This is a genomic window from Rubripirellula lacrimiformis (genome assembly GCF_007741535.1).
GTDB lineage: Bacteria > Planctomycetota > Planctomycetia > Pirellulales > Pirellulaceae > Rubripirellula > Rubripirellula lacrimiformis.
Genome location: NZ_CP036525.1, coordinates 3,589,251 through 3,614,432 on the forward strand (window position 1 = coordinate 3,589,251; position 25,182 = coordinate 3,614,432).

Consider the following 25,182-nt stretch of genomic DNA (forward strand, 5'->3'; position numbering starts at 1 on the left):
CGTGTCAAAGGGCGAGATGCTGCGTTGCTTCGGTGGAACGCGAAGAAAAGTTCGAGTTCGAGTTTAAGTTCGAGTTTAAGTTGCATGCAGGAGAGTGGTCCGAGAACTGGTGCTCGAACTTAAACTTAAACTCGAACTCGTACCCCGCCCAAACCTGCGGCTAAAAAGACGATGACCGTCAGAATCATTCTGACGCGGATCAGCCGCTGTCGCGAAACGTTCTCCAGCCGGTGTCAAAGGGCGAGATGCTGCGTTGCTTCGGTGGAACGCAAAGAAAAGTTCGAGTTCGAGTTTCAGTTCGAGTTTAAGTTGCGTGCGGGAGAGTGGTCCGAGAACTGGTGCTCGAACTTAAACTTAAACTTAAACTTAAACTTAAACTTAAACTTAAACTCGAACTCGAACTCGAACTCGAACTCGAACTCGAACTCGAACTCGAACTCGAACTCGAACTCGAACTCGAACTCGAACTCGAACTTAAACTCGAACTCGTACCCCGCCCAAACCTGCGGCCAAAAAGAACGCGATCACCGTCAGAATTATTCTGACGCGGATCAGCCGCTGTCGCGAAGCGTTCTCCAGCCCGTGCCAAAGGGCGAAATGCTGCGTTGCTTCGGTGGAACGCAAAGAAAAGTTCGAGTTCGAGTTTCAGTTCGAGTTTAAGTTGCGTGCGGGAGAGTGGTCCGAGAACTGGTGCTCGAACTTAAACTTAAACTCGAACTCGAACTCGTACTTACACCCCGCCCAAACCTGCGGCCCAAAAGAACGCGATCACCGTCAGAACCATGCGGATCAGCCGCTGCCGCGAAGCGTTCTCCAGCCTGTGTCAGAGGCGAGCCGCTGCGTTGCTTCGATCGAACGCAAATGGAAGTTGCGTTCAGGCAAGTGTTCCGAAAGCCCGCAGTCAAACTTTCATCCGGCTCAACACTGCTCAGCCCTCGCCCAGAATGCCTGGCCCTCGCATCTCAGCGCAGTGGGCGTCGACCAGCCAGTCATCTGCATTGGCGGTCGAGTGACTGGCATCGATCGTCGGCCGCAAGCCAGAACATTCGGCAGCGACGGAACATCTGCCAAAAAAATTAAACCAAATTTTCTTCGACCTCGTCATCCATCGTGACTCCCAAGCCCTTCAGGACCTCGGTCAACTTGGCGTCCAACGCGTCCAATTGGTTCAGGACATCGTCTTGTCGTTGTTCCAGTTCACGCAGCAGTTGGCCGGGTTCTTGATCGGCGACCTGAGATGTTGGCGTTGGTGACATCGATGGCTCAACAGGTGTAGCTGGGACAAAGGCGGAAGCAGGAACACGAAGCGAAAAAGCCCCGAAAGCTGCGGGATTTCGTGTTTTGCGATTCAGAGCGAAGTCCGCAGCGGCGGACTTGTGCCTGCCAAACTGATCGACCGAAACGGGCGGATTCGGGACCCGAGGTACGGTCGCACCAGTCGGCCAAGGCTGGCAAAGATTGACGATTTTTCCGCGCGTGCCGGTCCGGTAAACGGTTCGTCCGATTGGTCCGAGTTTGCTCAAGCGACCTTGCTGATTTGGTCGAATGGAAAAAGGTTGACGGTAGGCGGTATGCCCATTGCTAGGAAAGGTGATGAAAGGCTAAACTGCCGAGCCAACGCGTGCCCGCCATGTGGCGGATTCCATTGCAATTCCCTCAGTTAGGGAGAAAATTCTCTCAGATGAATTCGGAGCAAAGATGGTTAAGTTAGTAGTTCGGGACAGGGAAACGATTCAAGAAGCTGTCCGCCGATTTCGGAAATTGGTCGAGCGTAGCGGCATCAAGAAAGAGATGCGCCGCCGCGAATACTACGAAAAGCCAAGCGAAACCAACCGTCGTGCCCGCCTGCGTGCCGAGCGCCGAGCTCGCCGCACCCGCCTGTTGAGCCGCTAGGTTCGCAGGTCGCCAGCGACCGACAAGTCAAATTACCAGCGGCCCGTGAACTTCAGGGCGGCCGCCGCTGGTCTAGATCATCAGCAGAACAGATCGATTGAGTGGTTCAGGACTCCTGGCCACCGCTCAGGGGCGATTAGCTCAGTTGGCTAGAGCGTCTCGTTTACACCGAGAATGTCGGGGGTTCGAGTCCCTCATCGCCCATCGCAAAGACCCCTGAACCAATAAGTTCAGGGGTTTTTTGCGTTTCTAGTGTGCCGCTTTCAGTGCTATGCAGCCCGGTGCAGTCGTCTGCTGTGCCGCTTTCGTGTGCCGCTTTTTCATCGACACCCAGTCCGACGGATTGGGCTTTCGTGAAAGCCTCTTCGCCGACCTGCCAGTAGCTTTGCGAGGCTACTTGAATCGAGTGACCGATCCAGTTGGATACCGCTTTGGGATGGTGCCCAGCGTCGATCAGATCATTTTCGCAAGATGCCCGCAGGTTTTGAAACAGTTTCGGCCACGGTGCAAGACCGGCTCGCTTGATGATCCGCACGAATGACGTGCGAAGATTCGAGTTGTTCCGTCGATATCGCCTGATGACGTACTCAGATCCGGTCGGTGCCAGTTCCTGGACGTCACGGAGATATGGGACCAGTTCTGGGAAGATCGGACAGACTCGAATCCCACCGTCGGCGTGGTGCTCCGTCTTGATGGAGTGGATCGTCATTCGCATTTCCGACCAATTCAGATCCTCCCACTTCAATCGAAGCACTTCCGAAGGGCACCGGAGCCCCGCGAAACGGCACAGTGCGATGATCGCTCGCCATTCGGCATCCGGTGCGGCGTCTAGGATTTTGTAGATCCATTCACGCGGCACGCGGAATTGGCGGGCTGTGTTCGTGCCCGTGGTGCACGGTAAGCCGGATTCGGTGACGGGGTTCGTCTCGATCAGGTTCTTTCGCACTGCCGCCGAAAAGATCTGCTTTGCGATCCCGGTACGCCGACGGACAGTGCTTTCTGCCAGTTCGGTGCGTTTCTTCTTCGTGTCGCGGCGGTTGCCCTCAGCTTTGAGCCAGTTTCGCCACGTTTCCACGTCGTACGCTGTGATCGAGTCGAGTCGGCGGTCAGGGGTGAAGTAGTCTACGAGATTGCGTTGCACCTTCTCGATGACTTGCTGCGTTGACTTCTTCTTGATCTTGCGATTCTTGATGTATGAATCGGTCCAGCTTTGCACCGTGGCCGCTTTGGCGACGGGCTCACTGCCTGGGCGTGGGGCGACCAGATCGGCCCGCTCCAATCGGCTACGAATCACATCATCCAGTTCGCCCAGCCATGCGGCGGTGCGTTTACTGATGCCTTCGCCATCCCCACGACGGTCGGCAAGCTCCTGAACCCGATCGGAAGACTCGGCAGCAACCTTGTCGCTGACCAGCCCTAAGCGAATTGTCCTACGCTTTCCATCGCAGCATTTAACAAGAACTGACTTACGGCCACTCGGCTCGTTTCGAATTGTCGCCAAAACTATCTTCCCCATAGATACGGTTGTGCAGACGGTGAGCCGATGCGGCAGCCATCATTGTTGAACAGCAGGGCAATCACGAGCCCCGCATCGATTGAATTTCAGTGGCAGTAAGAGCACGGTCGCAGAAATGTGACTGCCGATGACCGGGTGTATCGCATCGCATGCCTTGCATAGGTGCAGCCCTGCCGATGGTAACAGTGGCCATTTTTGGTAACCAAAACCCCTGCTGGTGACGTTGTTTGCTCAAGGTGTTTACGCCATGAACGACCAACATTCTCACGAATCAGTTTCATCCGGGACTCTGCCTGCTGATCAACGCCAATGCGGGCTAAATTTTGAACGCGGGATGAATGAGTCGAGGAATGAAAATCCTTGAGCAGTGCCTTGGTCGGCGTGTCCGAATGGAACCGCGAGAGGTACATAATGCAATCAGCGCACTTATAGCCTTGATTGATCGGCTCTAAGCAGTGATTGCACAATTTGCGGTCCGCTGGCGACTCTGGATCAGCGTGAATTAATTCAAATGGAACGTCTATCGGCGTCATAGTCGGCTCCGGATGCCTGTGGCTCTGTAGTAGTTCTTGATCGCAGGATCCAAGCCGTTCAGCCCCCCGCCTTTGCGATCGCTCCCGGGCGGATGGAAGTCGAGTGAAAGGCTCCCGCCCGCAAGATCAGCCAACGCTGCCAACGCCCCAATGCTGGGGTCACGATGCCCAGTGAAGTAATGGGAAATCACCATGGGCGATGTGCCGAGTGCTTTGGCGATTTCGGCCTGAGTCTTATCCGCTAAGTGAGGTTTGATCTGCCGAAGAATCGCGGACACGCTGATGCCGAACTGTGCGGGGTCAATCGTTGTCGATCGTTTGCCGACCCCTTTGCTCCCACTCTTGGCCTTCGCTTTTACCTTCGCGGGCGACTTTGCCGCCCGCTTCTTGGTCGCTTTCTTTTTTGCCACGGTTTAGCTCTTTGCAAGACGAGTGAGGTTTGCCGATGCCACTTGCGTTGCCGATCCAATGCCGTACCAGTGTCGGTTGCCGTTGAATCGCACGCATACAGTGCAACCGCCGCCGTACGAATTGCCGTCAATCATGCGGCGGCGGTTGCAACTATCGACGATCGCAACGGAATCGAAGCACTGCGTGTTGCCGAAAGTGCCGGTCGGAACGCCGAACCCGTCGAACTTAAACATGCCACGGTTTGCGTGCAGGAGTTGGCCGTTTTGGAAGATGCTGATGGAGGGAGTGTTCATTTTCGTGCCAGGTGCGGGAGTTGCTTTCGACTCCCGAAGTATATCAAAAAGATATTCCGTAGGCAAGTAGTTGAGCCATCATTTTCTCATCAATTTTCAGGACAATCAGAACGGCTGATCGTCGTCGCCGTCGCCAATCGGCTCGGTTGCCAAGTGATAGGCACCCCGAAGTCGTTCCGCCGCCTCGGTCTGGTCGGCTCCCTCGGGGATCTCAACAATCGACCCGATGATCGCGGACGCATCGCGTGCCGAATGCAAACACTCATCGGCGATGATCGTGCCGAACTGCCCGACGATCGCGTCACGCTCAATTGTGGTGGCTTCTGGGCGAGTGTCGGCGATGAACAACCATCGCGGATGGTCTGACAACGCAACAACGTGCCGGTCGGTGGTCGACGGGATGGCATCGACGACGGCTAGGAGTGAGCGGCAGAGCCGAGTAGCGTCGGGCATGCGGTATGATTGGACTTCGTCGCGGAAATGTTATTCGCGAGCGTTTTCACGCTATGGAAGAAAGGCAAGGGGCCATCTCTGCGACTGAGTTATTTGATGCCGGTGAAAATGTTGTATTGGCTGTGCGTTCCCACCCAGTACCAAATCCTGGTTTCTTTGTCCGAAGACATGGCATAAATTGCTCTCAAATCCATTGAGATCGAAACTGAGAAGCTATCGCTTTTGTGTTTCCCCCTGCGATTTGCCGAAAGTTCATGATGACGGAAGCTCTTCGCCAAGGGGTTGGCGTCGAACGCAGGGCCAGTCAAGCGAATCAGCTCTTGAGATTGTTTAGGGAGTTTCTTATAGAGGACACGGAAAGATCTTGCCGTCCTATTTCTCGCTCGAAAACCACTCGGCAGTTTCGCCACTTTCATGCTCTCGCAACGCGTCAAGTTCCAGTTCCTCTAACGCGTCGGTCATCTCGTAGCTAGGATTTGCAATTAACCGAGCTTGATCAATGCAGCTGAGCAAGTCTTCCTTGCCATCAACCACATAGTGGCGATCTTCACATTGCTTGATCCATTGCATTGCACGATCGGACTGCCCAAGCCATTGGATAAGTGTCGAAGAAATGAAGTCTTCGAGTTCACCGAACTCTTCGCTGTCGATTGCGATCCCCATTTTTCCAGAGAGGGCAGCGAGCCGCATCTCTTGGTCGATCCAAACTAGATAGTTGAACGCATCGATTCCAGCACGCAGAAAAGACTCACAATTCAAGCAGTCAACAGCCTGTTTGCTCTCTGCGATGATCCGTTCCTCGAAAGCAACATAACCAGCAAGCCGGCGATTCGCTTCTTCAAGGTACAAGGGTTGCATGTTCATCTGTACAGATAGTGAGTTGTGGTAGTTCGTGACTCTAGGTCTGTAGTCTATTATATAGCCTATATCTCATCGGCTAGTTTTCAATGCAACATTAAAAGACGTTTGCAAGAATATAAGCCACATGGGGGGTTCCTGCAGGTGCACCCCGGCCTTACCGTGAAGCGGTAAGGCCGGGGTGCACCTAGGAATAATGCCCGATTTGCGTTCGCAGCGATCGGGAAATCGTGCTATTGGCGTGAAATCGCTGAAGTTTCTGTGTTTTTTCACCTCAGTGCAGCCACGGCTCTTTGCGACCAGTTCACGCCGTAAGCGTTGTCGACCCTTCGTGCTCGAAGATATTCCATTTTCAGCAGATCAACCGCCCGCCGTCGGACCGTTTTTTCCGATACGGCGATCGCGTTGATGCATGCCTGACGCACGGACGTGTCAATCTCTTCATTAACCAAGGCTTCGCTCGCAACGATCACGTCAACAATCGAGTCCACGTCAGATCGCTGAATGTCGATGCCTTTAAGAGATTGAGCCGCCAGCAGTCGAATCACGAAGTCGACTGCCTCACTGGTTTGGACATTCGGTCGAGTTAGCAATGAAAGCACGGGAGCAACCCTGTTCAGTTGCTGGAGACATCCAACGCCCAGCTTCAACCCGTCTTGCGACCACGGAAGCCATCCTTGTGCCTCGCCCCCGTAAAGCTGCCAGTCACTGCACTCAAGCAGATCCCATGTTCCGGCATCTTCGTAACGCCGGGGGTCGAGTGAAACTTTCATCCTGACCAACTTTCCGTCAAGACCACTCTCTACTGACTCAGCCATCCCATCAACAAGCAAGCCGCTAAACACTTTAGGGATATACACATGAGCCCGCCCCAGTCGCGTCAAGTCGGTGGACAGCTCAGAAAAGTCGGTTGCAAAGTGCGTTGACTCGGCATTGTCGTATCCGTAATTGTAGTAGCTGCTTGGCGAGACTACACCGACGATGATCACCTCTTCCCCGAGGAACTCAGTTGGCTTCGCTTTGATACGGATGAGCGAAGTTTCGTCACCGACCAGCTCGATTTTCTCTAAACGCTTCCGGTTCTTCGGCGGAACGGGGACCATCTCGACAATCTCTTTGTCGATGAATGCGAGCACGGGTTTAACCGAGTCCTCAGGAAGGTTACCTAATGCAATCAGCTTGGCTGCTGCTGCATGGCGAATTGATTGCTTCGGGTCGGATAGCTGCGACACTAGCTCATCACCACCAGCGGCAAGGAACTTTGCATAGTCCTGATCCTGCTTGCGAAGCCGCGACAACGGCAGGCTAACGGTGGACTGGTCGTCTTTTTTTAGTGTCAGAGACTCGCCATCTTCCGATATCGCGACGAAGTCTGCTTGCACCCGATGTTTCCCCGTTGAATCAACCCATTCCCGACCGTACGAACTCACGGCGATCGACAGGAAAGCAAATAGAATCGCGGCTCGCATTTTGGCTTGACCTCAAGTTAACGTGTAGTGCCTCTGTACGATCCGAGTTTATTTAACATCACCCCGCCAGTGGGGATCCGTTCGTTTTTTTATCCCATTTCGAGAACGGGACGCAATCACCCTGAATCTGCACCACCCGCTGAATCGGTGTGTGGGGCGGAATGGAAAGCGGTGCGTGCGTCGCACCGAATAGATATGTGAATGCAGATCAACCGATTGTTCGTGCGGTGTCGTCGCAGCACTGAATCATTGATCGGGCGTCCATCTCACACAGTCGTGCTTCGGCGGTGTGGTATCCGGCACGCCGATACCGTTGGGCGACTGCTTCGGCGTCCATTTCGTCGGCAAACACACGAGGGTAGACGCCCGCAAGAGGAAAGACGCCCGCATTGTAGTCGCTCGGCTGATCCTCGGTGACGACGACCCAAAAGCTGATTTCGGCGGCGTTGTTTTCTTCAAGTTCTTGAGAAAATGCCATCGTTTGAATCCCTGCGTTTGCGTGTTTGGAGTTGAACCACGCACGCATCATTGCAAGAAAAACGACGTTGTGAAGGGCGATTTTTGTCGGGTGCCGATCGGATGAATACACTAGATCGCATCTTGCATTGTTCATGTCCACATAATGCACCGGAGAATCGCCAGACGTCCGTGAATTTGGCGATCCCTCGATTTGTCTTGATGCATCTTGAAAGCAAAAATAATTTCGCTTTTTATCCTGCCGCGACGGTCGTCGATCTCGGATCGTCCAGCTTTGCCGAGATGGCTTGCAAGAACTCATTCGATTTCTCGGCAAGTGCGGTTCGCTTTTCTGCGAGTTCGCGGTCGCGTTGCTGGTCGACGTTCTTCTGAACAATCGTGTTCAGACCCGCAAAGTCAGTCCGCTCGACGGAGCCACGGCTCATTAGCTCGCCAATTTCCTTTAGCTGAACCACTGGCATCATCCGACCGTTGCCGTCACGTTCTTGAGTCACGTCGAAGGTCGATCGTTTGAACGCATCCGCCATCGCGGGGTCGTCGATCGTCTCGGCGAAGCCTTGGATCATCTTGGGCAGATCCGCAACCATCGCATCGTATTGCCTACCTTCATCGGCTCGAAGAACATCACCCCGTTGCAGGTCCGCTGCCGCCATCGTGGCACGCTTGGGCAAGCCTTCGAAGTCGATGCCGGTGGACTCGCCGAATGCTGCCGCACGGTCTGCCATGGACGCTCCCAGGCTATCTGCCATAGTTTGGAACATGTTGGCCGTGTCGCCAAGCTGACCCGCGATATTCCCGCCGACTGCGGTTAAGCCTTCGGTGATCGATGTTGTCGGCTTTTTCTCAGGTTCTTTTGTTCGCGGCGTCTGGTTGTTCACGACGAAGTCCGACGCGGCATCGACTGCCGATTTCCCAACGCCGGTTACGTCGTCGAATATCCGCTTGCCCGGCGTGACTGCACCTGCTGTGAACTTGGCGACGTCGCCGAACAATCCGCCGGTGGCTTCGTTCAAGTTGCCGTATAGCTTGGATGCACTAATAGCCAAACCGGCAACTTCGGTGGCGACGGCGGGGGCTGTAGATTTGACCGCGTTGACTGTACCGCCCGCTCCTTTGATGGCTAACTCGGCCATCATGCCTAATTGTGCGATGAACGGTCCGGCAGCTTCACTGACGCCGACCAGTGCATCGGTCAGTTCATCGAACTCGTCAGTATTCATTGCCGAGTTGAGTGATTCAAGTGACTCCTTGAGCGGTTCCATCAGAGGAAGACTTACCGACCGCGAGAACGCCTTCATCTGGTCTGCTGCCTGATCGAGTTGCCCAATTAGCAGCTTCGATTGGGCTTCCAGGCTTCCGCCGAAGTCAGTTCGAAAACCTGCGAGCAACCCGTCAATTACCTCATCGATGCTGATCTCGCCGTTCTGGCTTTTTTCGGCCAAGTCACGCGATGACATCCCCCACTGGCTCTGTGTGACGCGTTCCACATTGATTCCAAGGTCGGAGATTTGCAGCAATTCTTCCCCCATCAGGCGACCATTCGCACGTATCTGTCCGAATGCCCTCGTCAATCTGTCGAGTCCCTCCCCGAGACCAACGCTAGATGCCGCCGCCGTGTCCATCAACGTCGTCAAATCCGAAGCGAGGGACTCCGGTGCAAAACCACTAGCGGCAAGTTTCGTCGCAGCTTGGCTGATTTGTTGAAGATCGGCGGGAAGTTTCAAATCGATCGCTTCCAATTCGGCGAACAACTTCGCTGCCTTGTCACCATCTTTGAGGATGATCGAAAGAACCGACTTAGTTTTTTCGATGTCTGCGAGCGAACCGATGCCGGTGCTAAGCGTCTTGCCAACAACCGCACCGCCTGCCGCTGCACCGCCCGCCGCTAGAGCGGCACCGCCAGATATCGCGCCGCCTGCGAGCCCACCGGCTAATCCTGCCGTTGCGAACCTGCCGAAGAACCCCGTTTGGGCACCATGCCCGCCCGCACCACCACGACCACCCAGAGGGCGACCGGCAAGTGATCGGAAGTGGCGAAGCTGACGCTCGGCTTCTTTGGTATCCGCTTGGATCTTGATTGTTGCCGGTTCGCGGGCTAGTCGACGTGCCTCAGAACGGATCTGCCCCATCGCACGCGAAAACGGACGTTGGTCAATTGTGGGCGTTATCCTGGCCTGCGTGCTCGCAATTTGGCGAGCCAGCATTTTCAAAAAGAACTCGGATCGTGCCGACTTCGTGAAGGTGACCGGAACAACTGCTGAAGTAGCGGCGAGTCGTCGTGCGGTGAGCAGATCCTTTTTAAGTTTCGAAAGATCGGCACGCAGTCGGACAATGAATTTTTCGTCGGTGGTCATGGATTGGTTTTCCAAAGATGGGGTTTGTGGACTGGCTTAATTTGAAGTTTGGCACGATGCCAGAATTTCGAAGAACGTCGTTTCGTCGCGGCTGCGGTCGTACATTTCTTGGCCACGGATTCGGCTAAGCTGACGATCGATCGAAGCCGCCGCACGTGCGTGATGACCCAAGATGCCTTTCGCGGCGGACGCTGCCACGTTCGGGTCTGCGTTGACCAAGAGACCGACCAGCGTGTCAATTGCCAATCTCTCAGCATGCACGACCGATTGAACGTTGGCATCGGCTAGCTCAGTCACACGAGTCGCGAATGCCTTTCGGTACGCCGGGGTGCAACTGAGCTTGTATCCCTTCGATTCTGACCAACCGAGGGTTTCGGACGCGGTGCCGATCGAGCACCGCTCGCTGAGGACGGTAGCCGCTAGCAAATCAGCTTCCGACTGACGGTCTTTTTTTGCATTTTCTGGCATGGATTTTCATCTTCAAAAGTTCCCCCTTTGGGAATCGGTAGAGTTCACGCGTCGATAACGTCGAGCCCCAGTCGTCGCCCTGCGTCGATCAGTTCGGCCAACGCATCGCCCGCCCGATCATCGTCGTAGATGGACTGAATCCACCAGCGGACACGGTCGTCGTCGAATCGTTGCGACTCGATCGTGAACAGCAGACGCCTGGCGTGGTTTGCAAGCCGACCGACAATGATGGTCAGCATTTCCGAATCATCCTCATTCGGATCGGTGATCGTGAGTGCGTACCGATTGCCTTGCTTGTTCCGGTGCAGGACACCAATGCCGGAGACTCGTTCGAAGCGGTCGCTGATTGCGAGCATTGCGATTTCCCGACTACGGTCGACGCCGGTCAGTTCGGGGTCGATCGTCGGGCGGGTCGGCATCGCCGGATCGCCGAGCAAACGGCGTTCGTAAGCACGCCAGCGGGCATCGAGCGAGGCGACGGATTCGCCTGGGCGTCTGGCTGGTCGTTTCGGTTTGGGGCATCGCCGAGGCATCAAATAGGTCTTGTATATGAGAGGTGAAAATTTGGATTTTGGGTCGATTAGATTTAGTAATTCTCGAAACACACCATCACACCATGACACACCAAACATTCCCTTTGCTGTGTCATATAGAAAGCCGTAAATTCCCGCACCGGATCGACTCCCGACACGGCATCACACCACTTTTGCGATTTCTGAAAATTTCACTCAGATGGTGTGACATTGGCTAGATGGTGTGTCGAATCAGTAGTTGCCGATGGCGATTCCCTCCAGCTTTTCGATGTTCGTGGTTGACAACGGCCATAAGCGTTTCCGGGTCGCGGTCGATCCGTTCCCAAGTTGCGTGATCTTAGATTCGGCTCCGGCTAATCGAAGTACTTTTGCAAGACGCTTCCGGGTTAGCTCAAACATTCTGTCTTCAACCGATAGCACGCTGTGTAGATTCTCAGCGTGAAGGTAGACGGTTCCGCTGATACGAATCGACCCACGCCGACCAACCAAATCCCAATCCACTGCTGCGGCATTTTCAAAGCTAAGCCAACCTGCTGCATGTCTAAGCACAGCGGACGCGATTACGCATGTGTAGTCTTCGGACGCGTCTGGTCGCTCGACCGTCATTACTCCGGGGCGTGCCAGCCGATCAGGAAGTGTTTTCCACTTTCGGCACACCGCCATAGGTAGCGGCCTGTGTGTCTGCTTCAGAAATTCTTTTTTCATTGCGGGCAAAGATGGTGCCCAGTCCGATAGCTCACAGAACTTTTCGCTTACGGATAGGCAACGAAAGCGAAACGAAACAGGGTCACCATCGATCAAAATCAGTTCACAGTCTTGGAGACCTTGAGCCTTTTTATCTGCATTGCCGGGAGGCGTTTCACTTGCACAGCTCAAGCCGATTTCATCCGCGTCAAGAGAGTCCGCGTATCCAACCGGATCCGGCTTCCAAAATGATGCATTCGCAATTGCATCTCGGACCTTCGCTTCGCCTTCCTCTGTCAGGAGAATGTCCCGAACATCCTTGCCTTTGCTGGCGAGAATCTCGCCAGGTAAGCGAGCAACGCGAACCGACTCGGCAATGCCAAAGAGTCGTCCGCCTGACTTTTGGGCTCCGACTTGCCCCGGCATATCCAAGTCGGGCACCAGCACCACGTTTGCACCGCGAAATAGCGGTGCAAACCGCTCGTTTAGTTGGCTACCGGAATACCCAAACGCTAGATAGCCAAGCCCAGTCAACGCTGCGGCGTCCTTGACGCCTTCGACGCCGTGCCAAGTCTCGCCCGCTGCCGGGACTCTGCCAGGCAGGAACAACCCAGTATTACCTTTTCCGGGCTTGTTGAGGGCTTTATCGTTGGGAGTGAGGTCGCAGTACGAAAACATCTCGCCGTGCTCGTTCCAAAATGGCACTCGAGCCACTTCGATCAACTTCCCACCTGTCTTTCGCTTTTCTGGCTTTGCTCCAAACTTGCGGAATGCATCGAGTGGCATTCGCTTTGCTTTCGACACAGCTTCCACGATGCCCAATTTTGGCAAGGTAGGCTTTGGCTTGCCCACGTCCTCAGCCGACCAAATTCCGAGATACTCAGCGATTCGCTCAGCAGCCTCATGGCTGTCAAAACCGCCGAACTGTGAGACGGTATCGCGGGGACCGCCCGTATGAATGTTGCATCGATGGCAGTTAACGCGACCATGCTGGTCGACGTCCTCGTCAACAAAGAACGAGCCGTGTCCGCAAAGCGGGCACGTGTGATCGTTCTTCTGATTGCTGGGGCGAGGTTCTAGAATGTCTTCGCTGATGGGTGTCAAGGCACTGATGATCGATTTGCACCGACCAGTTGCTTCCGCGTCAACCTCTGTGAAATCCATCGTGAATGTAGAGGTACTCATACACCACCACCCTTCGCGTCAGGTGCTGACACATCGACGGTGATGATCTCCGCATCCTGCGGCACCATGTCGTACCATTCCGATCGCGGATCATGCCCCTCCGGTAACCAGCCGAGATAATTCGGGTCGCCATCGTCGAGCGGTTGCTGCGTCTCGGTATTGATCGAAAACAAGAACCCATCCGCCATCACCAGGGTGACAGCGGGCACCGACAGGATGCGATCAGTGTCAGCGTCACGCCAGTATTGGCGGTGCGGATGACCACCGATCGCGGTCACTTTCCCCGACGGAAAATCGTCGCCGGGTGTTGATTTATTGGGATTCTGATTGTACACTTTGGGTGTTCCATAATTGCTTGCGGTAGTTGCTGGACAAAGTCGCGACGAGATCTCCCCTCCCTCACGTAGCGACATCAATACACGCCAAACGCTCGGATCTCCCCAGGTCCGGGCGTTTGTCGTTTCTGGGGTCACGTCATTGGTCGACACCTCCGTTGATGCGACGGTCAAGCCAGTCCGATAGACCATGTACCGGCACCAAGCGACGATTGCCAACCTTTGCCGTCTGGATTTCACCATCAGAAATGATTTTGGCCATGGTGCGTTCGGACAAACTCAGCATGGATGCCGCCGTCCGAACCGACACTGCAATCGGATGCACCGGAGCTACAGAGCATCCGTCGATGACCATATCGGGGCGGATCGGCAGCGGGGCTGATGATTGTGTGGCTACCGTCATTGGCTCAGCTCCATCTGAGACTCAGACCGACTTCGGGTCCGCATATAGCAGACCAACTCAGCCAGATGGCGGTCGTCGTATCGACGCCATCCGTTTGCGGAACGCTCAATATCGGTGACGACACCGATCGCTACGGCGTGCTCGAGATGATGCCGCCGCGTGGGGCGGCCCGTTTCCCTCTCGGCTAACGAGAGTAGGGTTTTTCGGTTCATGGTTTTGCCCAAGCAGCAGGAGATACAGTTACCTATCGATAGCGATATCGATAGCCGTCAGTGCAATGCGTGTGTTGCGTACATTTTGTAACTGCGTGGCCTTGGGCGGCACTGCTAACCCAGTGGTACACCTCCGATGCCTCGGAGGTCCGGGTTAGTAGCTGAGAGACCCGCGAACCAAAACAAAGGATGGTCCACGAGCTTCACTTGGTGCGAATTTACGCTTTTGTCTGCTCCCGTCAATCAGTTTTGGGACCGCTGGCGAAAAATAGTTTCTCAGGTGCCATTCCCCTGTCATTGCGAAGCTATCGACAAGATCTCGGCTCGCTGTTTGGCGGAAAGGCCAGGCCACAACTCGATGAGCGTGCGAAGATTCGAATCCAGTGTTTCGTCTGCCAAGTGTGCCGCTTTCGTGTGCCGCTTTCTACGCGAAGCACCTGAGACCATTGAATCAGGCGATTGTTCGAGTCCCTCATCGCCCATTTACCCGCGTTTTCCCGATGTCTCGGGGATTCAGCGGGTTTCTTTTTGTCCGTGTTTTCCGGGCTTGGTGGCTCGGGACGCAATGGGGCCCCCTCCTGATTTGGTCCACGGATTGGTACACAGGATTTCTCGCGTACCACTTTCGGATCGGTTCCACCGGAAGCAGCGCGGCGGCGGTTTTCCGTCGCCATCGCGTAGTGCTCCCCAACCATGCATACTTCTCGGCCTCGTGCTTGATCCGGGTTGCACCACCTTCTGCATCGAGGGCATTCGTCCGAATCCGCTTTCTGGCAATCGCCTGGAAATCGTCACGGCCTTTCCAGCGACAATCCTATCCGCATTGGCAGTCTTTTTCTGAAACGTCAGCAGGCTGAAAGCCACGTTCACCGACGAGGCAAAGATGATGACGGCCGCCATGGAGGGAATCGTTTCCATCGCGTCGGCGAACGCTACTGCCGGTGACACTTAGCACCCACGAAAAATAAGCGTCACTAACGTCGTGGGCTTCGCCAGAATTCCCCTTCCCTTCCCCCACCTCCAACCCAACGATCAGGAATTCTGGCGAGTCCCACGACGTCGCAGGCTAAATCGTTTTCCGAGCGGACTCTTAACCTCATCCACCACGACAGACATTTCCTGCACTGGCTTATTCGTGTCATTAGTGTGATTCGTGGTTCACCGATTTGCGACTTGCTGCAGGCGTGACTCGAAATCCAACAGCGCCAAAAACGCTCGGAAAAGTCTGTCGTCGTTGACTTGATGAATCGGGATCCAACGCATGCTCCCGCTAGTCACCTTTCCGACCGGCAGGGACGTCCGCAGGAGAATGCAGCCAAGTCGTTTCAACCACGAATCACACCAATGACACGAATCGGAAGCGCACCCGCACTGGCATCGCAACGCACGATCGAAAAGCATCGAGACTAGCGTCGTGGGATTCGCCAGAATTCCCCTTCCCTTCCCCCACCGCCAACCCAACGATCAGGAATTCTGGCGAATCCCACGACGGCGCAGGTTCGATCTTTACCCGAACGGACTCGTGGCCTCATCCACCACGACAGACATTTCTAAAACTCGCACGCCGGTTCCAGCAGCGTACGCCGGCTACCTGACGCCTAGGTGCGAGTTTTAATGGGTGCGATTCTTCGATCGCCAGACCCCATACCGTCCTCATTCGCACCTCATGGTGACCGGCCGCCAGAGGTGTCTCTTGGTAGTCGGAAGTCAAGGGGATTCAATTGGCGCCCAGCTTATTGCACGCCCGGTATCAATGCAACGAAATGCGCATCTCATCATCAAACCAATGAGGGCTTGAGCATCGGCTCGCAAGTTCGCGATGTCCAAGTCCAGCTTGGCTATCCGCCGTCTGGTTTTGTTCTGGGCGACAGCCCATGCCGGGCAGCCCATTCGGCATTCCATCCGTAGATCTTCACGTGGTCGACGCAGGTGACCTCCATGTCCTGGTTCTCAAGTTGAGTCTTCGTAAGTTGGGGCGCATTTGGGGGCGAGCTGAAAAGATGCGTATGCGGGCAGTCGTTTGTGAGCAAGTCGTCTCGCAGGACATTGAGTTCATGGATCAGCAAGTCAATTCCTGCGAGGTCCGCGTGGATTGAAACCATGCTTCCATCAGAATTCGTTACAAAACTTAGCAAGTGGCGAGCTTCGATCATTGGATTCCTCTGCCAGTCGGAAAGCGTCCAGCCGTCGCAGAGTACGACCAGACGATGCTCCGTTTGTAAGAAACGATGACTTACTTTGGTGAATGAAACGCTAAACAAATCTGTGACGCTGCGGTTCGGGGGCGCTGCCGAAGAACGTCTTCCCGGTCACCGCATCGCGTCTATTCTACAGCGAATTGCCACGCTCACTGGCGGAAAGTGGGTGGCGTTCCTAGAGATCCGCCGTCCGTCGTGTCGGTAAGCGGGCGGCAAACTCGTGGGTAGGCGATCGAGAGTCCTGCGCCGTTGTATCGGGTCAGATGGACAGGCGCGAATCCGATCGGTCTCGCACCGCTACGCAGGACGTAAGTCCCGGCATAGCAGTCACGCAAGGATTGCCCCTCGGTGTCCGCACCAAGCCAGATCAGATCAAGCAAGAGGTTGAATGGGCCGAATAACCACATCATCATCCGAAAGGTCATCGTGAACAGTGACGGTCGTTCGCCTTTGGTCGTCACAATCATCAGTCCAAGCAAGCGATAGCCGATCGTGCGTAAACGGGAACGCTTCAGCGGAACCAGGTACGCCCAGGCACCCGCGGCCCCAAGGAGAAATATGTATCCAGACGGATCAATAGCCGGGGCAGCAAACCAGAATGCCGTCAGAATTGCGATCCCAAGTGCAACCCAGGCCACAACAAGCACAGCAGTGTCAACCACCATGACAGCAACGCGCTGGGAAAAACTGGCGTAGTCGTCGAGCTCGTAATACGCTCCTGTTCCAAGTGATCGGTCAAGCGTCATGTTGGGTCACGATTGATTTCATTCGGATTACGGTGGGCATGACAGGGGACGAGCGGTAACGCTACGTGGAAACAAAAGTAGGTGAAAATAAAACTCGTTTTCGAGTGCGCTTTAGGTGTGTGTCACGGTTCTGCTATTTCTTCGTGTCGCTCGTTGCTTAAGGACGCAGAAAGTAGGTTGCGAACCGCAGCAACATTTCAGCGAAGTCGGGAAATCCGTACCCCAATGCACCGCCAACGATGGTTCCGAGTACGGCGGCGGCAATCATCGAACCAGTTTCGGCTCCGCCAGTGAAGGCGAGTCCCACGACGGCAATCGCCACTCCAAGCATGGCTCCGCAGAAGACGCCAACGCAGCGAACGAACCACTTGCGGCTAAACTCGTCTGTATCTTTGGACATGAAGTTGGTGGGACAAGGGATGAATCGGCATGCGCATCGACCGCGCCCAGTCGGATGACGGTGGATATCAGCGGGGGCGAGCGGATGAGCGACTGTATTCTAGTCGCTTGTCACTCGTCTCATCGTGACGGGGAAAAATTGTCCAGCGAGAAGCACGAGTCGGTCGGCTAAATCTTGCGAATCCGCTGCAGCAAACCCCACAGTGCAACTGACGCTCCAACGCCCTAAGCGACAGGGGAACCAGCTGGACCAAATGCGAAGTACCCAAAGCCAAAGCACGCAACGCAGAATGCGGAGTAGATGTCGGGTCGACTGACGTCACGGTGAAGCATCGGTATCAACCTAGAATCGTTGAACAGTACGCATCAGCGGGGCCAGTGATTGGAGCATCTAGACGAGAAGACTGACCAACGGGCTTTTGTCTGCATGCGAAGGTTGTGCAGATCGAGTTTGCGCCCTGAAGAGACCGCCCAGCTTCCGACAGCCTCGGAGAGGCGAAAGCATCATGCCGGTGGCCTCTGGCCACCGGACGTGGCATCCCCCAATGATCTTCTCGACCGGACCGCCTGAGGGCGGCCCGGCCGAAGAGATCAAGATTGCGGCAGTGATCGCTAACCGTGGGGCAAGCCCCACGGCAATAAGCTGCCGCCGCTACGCGGCTAAGCTGGACGCTCTCTGAAGCCGGTACTACGAACGGCGCGGAACGGAGCGAACGATAGCGTTGACGGTCGTGAGCCGGGGGCTTGAGTTGCGAACAGATCGTGTTCTTGTCCTCTGCGACGAGAATGGTCAGCCGCCTGTTGAGCCTCACTCCATTGCATGATCCCGTTCATCACCTAATGGGCCGGTATGACGTGTGCGGGCAAAGGCAACCAAGGCGCTTCAACCACGAATGACACGAATCAGAAACCTACTTTCGCTGGCCTGTTCGTGTGGACGTGGTTAACCGTCTATGCGTTACCCACAAGTCAGCAGCCCGACTCCATCCGTATCTGGCCATGAAACCTGTCCGGCGCATGGCAAAGCGTTGGCCGATCTCACAAAACCCACGAATGGCCCAACGAAATTGTCCGGGTAGCAACCGCTCCGACAACGTGTCTCGCGCTTCCCACCTCCCCGCGAAAGGTTGCCATCTTCCCGATTGTTCCAAAGCAATGACGAGAAGCCGGGAATTCGCTCGGCTTGTGGTGTCCGGTGCTAGCCATGGCTACTCCGCTTTGTCCACACCGGTCGGCAATCGGTCGGCCAATCCACCGAACAAGGCGTATGCAACGAGGACGCCAAGTCCGATGTAGCACGTCGTGGTCAGTGGGATTCGGGACCAAAATGCAATCTGGGCAGCGATCATCATCGTGATCGCTGCCGGTATGCCATGCAATCCAGCACCGACAAATATCAGAGACCAGTGAGAGGATTGCTTGACGCTGCAACAATCGGTTTCGCGTGGTCGGGCGTCTGGAGAAGGCGTTGACGTCCTGTGGGACGAGCCGGAGCTTGCTTCACAGGCAACGCACACGACTGCCGAGTTGTCGATCGGTTCTCCGCATTGATTGCACGGTCGCATCGCGATTCAGCGTTGTCGATTTTGGATGGGGGAATGTCTGCGATCAGCTGGCGGCGACCGAAGATCTACCAGTTTAAAACGCCCGATTTCGACGCTCGGTTGCATCGTTCGGTGTGGCGTTTGCCGTTGCCAGTGCAGGTCGCCAAGAAGCCAACGTCTGCGATGTGTAACCTACGGCTGCCGTATTGTACGACCAAACCCGTCCGAAAAGTGTGCGATGCAGCGGGGGGAAGTCGATCAGGATCAGGTCATGAGATCCAAAAGGGAACAGTGGGCGAGCAGAGCGTGCATTGTGTTTCATCTTCCACGGGCGACCGATTCGAAAGTGGCAGTCGCGAGCGTCGCAACAAATCACGTCATCGCCCCAGCGAAGCGTCAGGATGGTTCCATACAGCTCCACAACCGGCAATTGCTGGTCGCCCGCGAATAACACCGGGCCCTTCCTCCAAAGTTGCAGCAAGTCGTCGGGAATCGTTTCGACCAAGCGATCGGTGTTGTTGTCCACGTCGGTCATGATGTGAATTCAATTTCCTTCACCGGCGTGCGGTAGCAATCACCGATGGGTGGCGAATCACTTGCAATCAATCAAGAGAACAACACCGCCGCGCCGGTGCAACGCTTAGGTGCGATTCGATCCTCGTCCGGTCATGAAGCCACACCAGTGGGAAACAGGGACCGAACGTCGCAGGCAATTCTACAGCATGACGCACACATGGGCTGCAACATCCAGGCACCAACGAGATATCGCTAGAGGCCAACAGTACTGATGAAATACATGGCGATCAGAAAAGCTAGGAAGTGTGGAAGCGTCAACGAGAGTAGTCCCCCGATGGATGGCAACCTGAAGAATGCCGGAATCATCGAGAAACCACCGATGAACAGTCCATTCGCGTATAGGGTTACGACCTGCTCACCTTCGCCTAAATCACCGAAACGATCAGAAAGCCAAAGCAAACAAGCAAACAAAAACAGCGGAACGAAGCAGGTGGCAGCGGCTAGGTAGCGAGAGCGAAAATAGCAGCCAACAATGGCACCAACAAAGGCAAAGCCGACGACGAACGGAACCGCAATCATTCCAACGTATGCGTTGTCGTCGCTTGCGAGCGAAAATGGCGTACCAGTGAGTGCAATCGCGCCCATTACCATCAGTCCAAGCGAGGCGTACCCCAGCGATGCCCAAGTCATTGCTATCGCGTCAACGGCCCAGTGCATCTCCACGTGGTGACGGACAGGACTGCCCGTGGTGTCAGTTGGTGAGTGCTGATTCAATGCGCAGGTTTGATTTTGAGGAGGACGCGATCAGTTGGGGAACGAGCTGCAATCCGATCGTCGGTCAGGTGTGAAAAATCCCAATGGTTCATGGTGGGCTCGCCAAGCAAACCGGACTCCATCCCCATCACGGATCGTTTGCACGGGGGCCCGCGGTGGATGAAGTCAGCTCGGCCATCGCCCGTTCGCGGCGATGGCAACTCCCCCGGCACACATTGCTAAGTAGGTCGTCGGTCCTAGACGCCCGATCTCGGGTTGTGGATTCACAAACGAGTTCAGCAAAACACCCGCTAACGCAAGGGCGGTGATGCCGCCAACCAAGCGGATCGCCGGGGTGCGGTGCTTGGAGCTTAAGCATGCAATCGCGATAAGCAGCGGGAAAACACTGATGACGGCAAAAATGATTGGCTGGCGTGCGCTAGACCCCGTCAGGGCAAGGAACAGTGCGAGCGAAAGCAGAAGTGTCGCGAAAACCGCAGAAACGATTCCGGAAAGCAGTGTCAGAGTTTGTCGTGTTGTCATGGCAGGTGCGTTCGGTCTCGAATTGCACGCGTGCGATTACGTGCGATGGTTTCAGTCGGAAAACGAGTTGCGATCGATCGATCAAAAAGCAGTTTACCAGATGCGGCTCGGGATACCCGCTGCGGGTGGACACAGACCGTTTCTCGGTTGCTGTCCAATCGGATAGAGGTTTCGTTGATTCCTTGGATTGATGGAACAGTCTTTCGGCTTTCGATGTCAATCTTGCACGCGCGAGTCAGCAATCGCTTGGAGTGTTTCCTGGTACATGCGGCGTCGGTAACGCTCAAGCGATCACCGTTGCTGATGACAAAAATGGTTCGCAACCATTTGGCCCGAGACGGAAGCGAGGCGAACGGATTCTGAAATTTCAGGCGACTCTTAGCTAGGAACCGACCAACATTTTCTCCGAACGGACGATTCGATCCGTGATGATCGATCGCAGTGTGCCCCACGCGTAGCAAGTGGGAATGCGGAAAAACCTGGGTCGACCGGATTTGATTGCCGTCCAGGAGAAAGGATCCTCCATTCAAACCGGAGACTTCGGCGTTTGCGCCAACGAGTGGTCCATCGCAAATTTTTGAACCCCATCCATTTTCTAACCCATTGTTCTGGAGTACCGATCCATCCTCCGATCCGCATTTGTGAAGGATGGCCTCGAAAGCAAAACTCCATGCGTTTCAATGGATCAAAGTGAAACCTGAGGTCGTCCGACTGGAAATGGCCATTTCGTCATTGGGGAAGAAAAGATTCGCGGGTTAGATGATTTGGGTGTCTGAAGATAGCGGATGACTTGTGAACCGTTCGGCCGCGATGGGGCGATGGAATAGGCGTCAGAAGATTCAACCTGCTTTGAGACTTGCCTGTGCGATGACGACTGTATGATCGTCGACCTGTCTGATTCGGCTTGCGTCGGTGGAAAGAGATTCCTCTGATTCCGAGACGGAGGCTGCTTTCCCGGCCGCGGTTTTCACCATCTTGAATCCCTCCAGCTTGCATGCTGATCCAACGGGCAACTCTGCGAATAGGAATGGGACCTCGTCGCTTACCGCCAGCGGGAAGACTTCATCGTCAGGGTAGAAAATCATCGCTTTGCTGTGCGATGAAGGTAGACCGCAATCCTGGACCTGGACCGCACGGCGGGCATCCAGTTTTCTATATCTGTGGCCTTGGAATTGGAAGTCATCCAGGTCGGACACGTCTCGGAATTCGCACTGCATATCTGATCACCATGGTAAGCCGATGGGGAAGGTGAAGGAACGGTTCACCCCCGAGAGGGCCGCAAAGATCGTGCCGGACTACCAAGTTGCGGTTGTCCATCGGGACGCGGTCGCTGTGGGCCCGGTTGCTGGGGGGCCCGGTCGCTGGGGACCCGGTGCCTATCGAGAAAGCACCAACGAACGGGACAGCACGTCAGTGAGCCATCCAGACGTCCTCGGCGACGCCGCCGACGTTCGAGGCGTGCCGGCGTAACGATGGCGAACGAAAAGCAGCAGCGTTGGTCGATCGTCGATCCGTTGACTGTTTCCGAAAAGTGGCGATTGGGAACCGCCGCAGGCATTCGTCCATTCGCGTTCTGGGAGGTAGAATCCCGACGTACCTGTTCTCCACATGCCCTGCGTGCAACCTTGTCTCTATGATCCCCAGCGAAAATCCCTATCGCCGCCAGCGATTCGTTGAGGCTGCTACGATCGCGATGGTCGTCACGCTGCTGGTGACAGGTGGCGTCCTGAACTATCGCGGATTTGGTCAGCTGCAGCAGAATCGAGGACGCATTCGACACACCAACGAAGTGCTGATGACTCTCGCCTCGACCGAAATGGCATTGAAGGATGCCGAGACGGGTCAGCGTGGATTCATCATCACCGGTGAAGACTCGTACTTGGATCCGTTCAAAACGGCAATGGCCAAGATCGACAATGTGGTGGACCAGTTGGACCAGCTGACACTGGACGATCCGGTTCAGCACAGCAAGCTGCCGCGACTTCGCAAGTTGATAGGGGAACGAATCGCAGAGCTCCAAATGGCCATCGAAGCTCGTCGCGTGGGAGGGCTGGACGCGGGAAAGGCTGCCGTGGATACCGACATCGGCAAGCAAACGATGGATTTGATCCGCACGCACATCGGCGAGATGCGAGACATTGGAACTTCCGCTCTGTCGCAGCGTCGTGAAGCAGCAGAGCACTCCTATGTCGTTGGTCGGTGGACCTCGGTTGCGGTCACGCTGGTTGGATTTTCCTTGATCGCAGGAATGCTTTTCTTGATCGAACGGAATCGGCGTCTGGATTCGCGGATGCGTTGGTTTCTTGAGCAAATCCAGGACTATGCAATTTTCACGATGGATGCCAACCACCGCGCGACAAGCTGGAATCGAGGTGTCGAACAGGTGCTAGGTTATTCCAGTAGCGAGTTCATCGGCCAAGATATCCTGACCCTGTTATTTCCTGATGATGCGATTGCCGACGGTTCGGCGGAAGCGGAATTTCGGACCGCCGCACAGCACGGAGTCGCCAATGACGATCGCTGGATGCTGCGGGCAAATCGCGAGCGGTTCTGGGCCTCGGGTGCGACCAACGCCATCGTGAACGATCGTGGAAAGCTGATGGGATTCAGCAAGGTGATGCGAGATCTGACTCACCGCAAACGGGCTCAAGACGAACTCGCGGATTTAGCGGCAAAGCTTTCGGAGGTCGATCAACGAAAAGACGTCTTCCTTGCCACACTGGCTCATGAGCTTCGCAATCCGCTTGCACCGATCAAACATGCGATCGAGCTGATGGGCATGAACCAACTTGATGACGAAGTCGAAGAACTACGACAGGTCATGTCCAGGCAGTGTGATCAAATGGTTCACCTGATTGACGACCTGCTGGACGTTTCGCGTATCAGTCGAGGGAAGATCGAACTGCGAAGCGAAGTGATCGATTTGCACAAAATTATCCAGACATCCGTCGAGTCAACGACGTCGCTGGTTTGCACCAACGAACAACACATCGAAGTGCAATGCGAAGCAGCGGAGGTTTTTGTCAATGGTGATCCCGGGCGACTGACGCAAGTCGTTTCGAACCTGTTGACCAACGCATCCAAATATAGCGGGAAGGGCTGCGAGATCAAAGTTTCGGTGTCGGTAGAGCAGACCACCGGAGGCGAGTGGGCAGTGATCTCCGTTGCCGACAACGGGATTGGCATCGCAGCGGACCAGCTTGATTCGGTCTTTGAGATGTTCGAACAGGTCAATGACACCTTGGAACGTGGCGACGCCGGACTCGGCATCGGTTTGACTCTGGTTCGCACATTGGTCGAACTGCATGGCGGCGAAGTCACGGCGTACAGCGAGGGCGTTGGGCGCGGAAGCGAGTTCGTGGTTCGGTTGCTTCGATCGAACGAGGTCGCCGCTATCGAGGAAACGAAGCCGCAACCGGCAACGCTGACCACACGACCATTTCGTGTTCTGGTCGTGGAAGACCAACGGGCACTACGAGTCATTCTCGCTCGGTTGCTCGAAAAAATGGGACATCAAGTCGAAACCGTCGAAGGCGGAGCCGATGCCATCCGTATTCTGGATCGATTTTCGCCCGAGATCATCTTTTCGGACATTTCAATGCCCGGCATGACTGGCTACGAACTGGCTAGCCGCCTGCGGAAGCGGGAAAGCATGAAAGGTGTGACGATCATCGCGATGACCGGCTACGGTCAGGCAAACGATCGTGACCAGGCAATCGAGTCCGGCTTCGACGAACACCTTGTTAAACCGGTCGATGCCGATCTGTTGAGGCTGACTCTCGCTCGAATCGCAGAAAAGTCGTAGCGGTCTCGTCGCCGGCCGGACCATCCGGTTTCGCCAACGCACCAAGCAGGATCCCGCTCTAGAAACGGCTGGACCGCCGTCGAGGACCCGATCCGCGTGTGTGAATGTCGAGAGTCCCTGTGGGCAAAGCTCTTTCGAAAAGCAAGAATCGACGGTCGCATCTGGCTGGACGGATCAGCAAGAAGCAAGTCGACGCTAACGCAGGTGTCGGCGGGCGCCACGCTGCCGCGACTGCGGTGCATCGCGGTGGCTATTTGTCTCTGGACGAATGGACGTCCAAGGGATCCATTGTCAGAGCAGCAGAGAGTTTCGCAGGATCGACGATCGCGGGGTGAATGATTGGTGACCGAAAACCACAGTAGTCGAGGACCATTCCCGTCATCAGTTGACAACCTTCAACGACCTTTCTGCACTTGGGGTTTTCATGCAGAAAGACCGGCAGAAATCGAAGGGCTTCTTCAGCAATCAAAGCAAGCCGATCGTCCCCATGGTCCGAACTCGGCGACCCTGCAAAAAATGCGAGTGAATCCGATGGGTCAATGAAGAAACCAATGCCTCCGCATACAATGGCTTCTCCAGCATCGAACCTTGGTTCCGGTCT

At 55.3% G+C, this 25,182-nt stretch carries 24 protein-coding genes and 1 tRNA gene; 5 read left to right on the plus strand and 20 right to left on the minus strand.

The window, feature by feature from the left end:
- The first annotated feature begins 323 nt into the window (after positions 1-323).
- Positions 324-545 (plus strand): hypothetical protein, encoded by a 222-nt coding sequence (locus tag K227x_RS30515; RefSeq protein WP_218933966.1) that lies wholly within the window; start codon positions 324-326, stop codon positions 543-545.
- Between the two features lie 531 nt (positions 546-1,076).
- On the opposite strand, the gene K227x_RS12675 is transcribed toward K227x_RS30515, so the two are convergent.
- Complete coding sequence (locus tag K227x_RS12675) at positions 1,077-1,256, minus strand: hypothetical protein (protein WP_145169920.1); 180 nt, start codon at positions 1,254-1,256, stop codon at positions 1,077-1,079.
- Between the two features lie 442 nt (positions 1,257-1,698).
- Between K227x_RS12675 and rpsU the strand changes: the two genes are divergently transcribed.
- Positions 1,699-1,893, plus strand: a complete 195-nt coding sequence (rpsU, locus tag K227x_RS12680) for a 30S ribosomal protein S21 (RefSeq protein ID WP_145169923.1) — start codon at positions 1,699-1,701, stop codon at positions 1,891-1,893.
- 130 nt (positions 1,894-2,023) lie between these two features.
- Positions 2,024-2,097, plus strand: a tRNA-Val gene (locus K227x_RS12685).
- Here K227x_RS12685 and K227x_RS31590 read toward each other — a convergent pair.
- From K227x_RS31590 to K227x_RS12705, 4 genes are all read right to left on the minus strand, one after another.
- Positions 2,057-3,409 (minus strand): tyrosine-type recombinase/integrase, encoded by a 1,353-nt coding sequence (locus K227x_RS31590; RefSeq protein WP_145177810.1) that lies wholly within the window; start codon positions 3,407-3,409, stop codon positions 2,057-2,059. The two genes, K227x_RS12685 and K227x_RS31590, sit on opposite strands and share 41 nt — an antisense overlap.
- A 529-nt stretch (positions 3,410-3,938) precedes the next feature.
- A complete protein-coding gene (locus K227x_RS12695; RefSeq protein ID WP_145169925.1) occupies positions 3,939-4,352 on the minus strand; it encodes a helix-turn-helix domain-containing protein in 414 nt (137 codons plus the stop codon).
- 3 nt (positions 4,353-4,355) lie between these two features.
- The gene (locus K227x_RS12700) at positions 4,356-4,646 is read right to left on the minus strand and encodes a hypothetical protein (RefSeq protein ID WP_218933967.1); all 291 of its coding nucleotides are present in this window, start codon (positions 4,644-4,646) and stop codon (positions 4,356-4,358) included.
- A gap of 105 nt (positions 4,647-4,751) precedes the next feature.
- Positions 4,752-5,099 carry a hypothetical protein gene (locus K227x_RS12705; protein ID WP_145169929.1) on the minus strand — a complete coding sequence of 116 codons (348 nt, stop codon included), beginning with the start codon at positions 5,097-5,099 and terminating at the stop codon, positions 4,752-4,754.
- Positions 5,100-5,126: 27 nt separating this feature from the next.
- On the opposite strand from K227x_RS12705, the gene K227x_RS30525 reads away from it, so the two are divergent.
- Positions 5,127-5,276, plus strand: a complete 150-nt coding sequence (locus K227x_RS30525; RefSeq protein ID WP_218933968.1) for a hypothetical protein — start codon at positions 5,127-5,129, stop codon at positions 5,274-5,276.
- Between the two features lie 195 nt (positions 5,277-5,471).
- Here the strand turns inward: K227x_RS30525 and K227x_RS12710 are convergent, their stop codons facing one another.
- The 15 genes from K227x_RS12710 to K227x_RS12780 all read right to left on the minus strand — a co-directional run bounded on the left by K227x_RS12710 (position 5,472) and on the right by K227x_RS12780 (position 21,861).
- A complete protein-coding gene (locus K227x_RS12710; RefSeq protein WP_145169931.1) occupies positions 5,472-5,957 on the minus strand; it encodes a hypothetical protein in 486 nt (161 codons plus the stop codon).
- A gap of 269 nt (positions 5,958-6,226) precedes the next feature.
- Complete coding sequence (locus tag K227x_RS12715) at positions 6,227-7,426, minus strand: SHD1 domain-containing protein (RefSeq protein ID WP_145169933.1); 1,200 nt, start codon at positions 7,424-7,426, stop codon at positions 6,227-6,229.
- A 208-nt stretch (positions 7,427-7,634) separates the two neighbouring features.
- Positions 7,635-7,904, minus strand: a complete 270-nt coding sequence (locus K227x_RS12720; protein ID WP_145169935.1) for a hypothetical protein — start codon at positions 7,902-7,904, stop codon at positions 7,635-7,637.
- A 232-nt stretch (positions 7,905-8,136) separates the two neighbouring features.
- A complete protein-coding gene (locus K227x_RS12725) occupies positions 8,137-10,257 on the minus strand; it encodes a tape measure protein (protein ID WP_218933969.1) in 2,121 nt (706 codons plus the stop codon).
- Between the two features lie 36 nt (positions 10,258-10,293).
- On the minus strand, positions 10,294-10,725 hold the full coding sequence (locus K227x_RS12735; protein WP_145169940.1) for a hypothetical protein: 432 nt from the start codon (positions 10,723-10,725) through the stop codon (positions 10,294-10,296).
- Between the two features lie 44 nt (positions 10,726-10,769).
- Positions 10,770-11,258: a hypothetical protein gene (locus K227x_RS12740; RefSeq protein WP_218933970.1), complete on the minus strand. Its 489-nt coding sequence runs from the start codon at positions 11,256-11,258 to the stop codon at positions 10,770-10,772.
- A 231-nt stretch (positions 11,259-11,489) separates the two neighbouring features.
- Entirely contained in the window at positions 11,490-13,127 is a 1,638-nt protein-coding gene (locus tag K227x_RS12745) for a toprim domain-containing protein (protein WP_145169944.1), read from the minus strand.
- On the minus strand, positions 13,124-13,462 hold the full coding sequence (locus tag K227x_RS12750) for a hypothetical protein (protein WP_145169946.1): 339 nt from the start codon (positions 13,460-13,462) through the stop codon (positions 13,124-13,126). The genes K227x_RS12745 and K227x_RS12750 overlap by 4 nt, the downstream gene beginning before the upstream one ends.
- 139 nt (positions 13,463-13,601) lie before the next feature.
- The gene (locus K227x_RS12755) at positions 13,602-13,865 is read right to left on the minus strand and encodes a helix-turn-helix domain-containing protein (protein WP_145169948.1); all 264 of its coding nucleotides are present in this window, start codon (positions 13,863-13,865) and stop codon (positions 13,602-13,604) included.
- A 2,559-nt stretch (positions 13,866-16,424) separates the two neighbouring features.
- Complete coding sequence (locus K227x_RS12760) at positions 16,425-17,021, minus strand: RDD family protein (protein WP_145169950.1); 597 nt, start codon at positions 17,019-17,021, stop codon at positions 16,425-16,427.
- Between the two features lie 157 nt (positions 17,022-17,178).
- Positions 17,179-17,421, minus strand: a complete 243-nt coding sequence (locus K227x_RS12765; RefSeq protein ID WP_145169952.1) for a hypothetical protein — start codon at positions 17,419-17,421, stop codon at positions 17,179-17,181.
- Positions 17,422-18,628: 1,207 nt separating this feature from the next.
- On the minus strand, positions 18,629-18,799 hold the full coding sequence (locus K227x_RS30530) for a hypothetical protein (RefSeq protein ID WP_218933971.1): 171 nt from the start codon (positions 18,797-18,799) through the stop codon (positions 18,629-18,631).
- A 259-nt stretch (positions 18,800-19,058) separates the two neighbouring features.
- Positions 19,059-19,499: a hypothetical protein gene (locus K227x_RS12770; protein WP_145169954.1), complete on the minus strand. Its 441-nt coding sequence runs from the start codon at positions 19,497-19,499 to the stop codon at positions 19,059-19,061.
- Positions 19,500-19,732: 233 nt separating this feature from the next.
- A complete protein-coding gene (locus K227x_RS12775; protein ID WP_246146770.1) occupies positions 19,733-20,170 on the minus strand; it encodes a hypothetical protein in 438 nt (145 codons plus the stop codon).
- 1,445 nt (positions 20,171-21,615) lie between these two features.
- Entirely contained in the window at positions 21,616-21,861 is a 246-nt protein-coding gene (locus K227x_RS12780) for a hypothetical protein (protein ID WP_218933972.1), read from the minus strand.
- A 548-nt stretch (positions 21,862-22,409) separates the two neighbouring features.
- Here K227x_RS12780 and K227x_RS12785 point away from each other — a divergent pair.
- Positions 22,410-24,581 carry a hybrid sensor histidine kinase/response regulator gene (locus K227x_RS12785; RefSeq protein ID WP_145169958.1) on the plus strand — a complete coding sequence of 724 codons (2,172 nt, stop codon included), beginning with the start codon at positions 22,410-22,412 and terminating at the stop codon, positions 24,579-24,581.
- The last annotated feature ends 601 nt before the right edge of the window (positions 24,582-25,182 follow it).

Excerpts from the sequence above, each read along its gene's own strand:
- K227x_RS12720 (WP_145169935.1), bottom strand. The coding sequence starts at position 7,904 with ATGGCATTTTCTCAAGAACTTGAAGAAAACAACGCCGCCGAAATCAGC.
- K227x_RS30525 (WP_218933968.1), top strand. The coding sequence starts at position 5,127 with ATGTTATTCGCGAGCGTTTTCACGCTATGGAAGAAAGGCAAGGGGCCA.
- K227x_RS12785 (WP_145169958.1), top strand. The coding sequence starts at position 22,410 with ATGATCCCCAGCGAAAATCCCTATCGCCGCCAGCGATTCGTTGAGGCT.
- K227x_RS12755 (WP_145169948.1), bottom strand. The coding sequence starts at position 13,865 with ATGACGGTAGCCACACAATCATCAGCCCCGCTGCCGATCCGCCCCGAT.
- K227x_RS12740 (WP_218933970.1), bottom strand. The coding sequence starts at position 11,258 with ATGCCTCGGCGATGCCCCAAACCGAAACGACCAGCCAGACGCCCAGGC.
- K227x_RS12760 (WP_145169950.1), bottom strand. The coding sequence starts at position 17,021 with ATGACGCTTGACCGATCACTTGGAACAGGAGCGTATTACGAGCTCGAC.
- K227x_RS12775 (WP_246146770.1), bottom strand. The coding sequence starts at position 20,170 with ATGACTTGGGCATCGCTGGGGTACGCCTCGCTTGGACTGATGGTAATG.
- K227x_RS12770 (WP_145169954.1), bottom strand. The coding sequence starts at position 19,499 with ATGACCGACGTGGACAACAACACCGATCGCTTGGTCGAAACGATTCCC.
- K227x_RS12765 (WP_145169952.1), bottom strand. The coding sequence starts at position 17,421 with ATGTCCAAAGATACAGACGAGTTTAGCCGCAAGTGGTTCGTTCGCTGC.
- K227x_RS12725 (WP_218933969.1), bottom strand. The coding sequence starts at position 10,257 with ATGACCACCGACGAAAAATTCATTGTCCGACTGCGTGCCGATCTTTCG.
- K227x_RS12675 (WP_145169920.1), bottom strand. The coding sequence starts at position 1,256 with ATGTCACCAACGCCAACATCTCAGGTCGCCGATCAAGAACCCGGCCAA.
- K227x_RS12780 (WP_218933972.1), bottom strand. The coding sequence starts at position 21,861 with ATGATTTTCTACCCTGACGATGAAGTCTTCCCGCTGGCGGTAAGCGAC.
- rpsU (WP_145169923.1), top strand. The coding sequence starts at position 1,699 with ATGGTTAAGTTAGTAGTTCGGGACAGGGAAACGATTCAAGAAGCTGTC.
- K227x_RS12700 (WP_218933967.1), bottom strand. The coding sequence starts at position 4,646 with ATGAACACTCCCTCCATCAGCATCTTCCAAAACGGCCAACTCCTGCAC.
- K227x_RS12735 (WP_145169940.1), bottom strand. The coding sequence starts at position 10,725 with ATGCCAGAAAATGCAAAAAAAGACCGTCAGTCGGAAGCTGATTTGCTA.
- K227x_RS12710 (WP_145169931.1), bottom strand. The coding sequence starts at position 5,957 with ATGCAACCCTTGTACCTTGAAGAAGCGAATCGCCGGCTTGCTGGTTAT.
- K227x_RS12745 (WP_145169944.1), bottom strand. The coding sequence starts at position 13,127 with ATGAGTACCTCTACATTCACGATGGATTTCACAGAGGTTGACGCGGAA.
- K227x_RS12705 (WP_145169929.1), bottom strand. The coding sequence starts at position 5,099 with ATGCCCGACGCTACTCGGCTCTGCCGCTCACTCCTAGCCGTCGTCGAT.
- K227x_RS12715 (WP_145169933.1), bottom strand. The coding sequence starts at position 7,426 with ATGCGAGCCGCGATTCTATTTGCTTTCCTGTCGATCGCCGTGAGTTCG.
- K227x_RS31590 (WP_145177810.1), bottom strand. The coding sequence starts at position 3,409 with ATGGGGAAGATAGTTTTGGCGACAATTCGAAACGAGCCGAGTGGCCGT.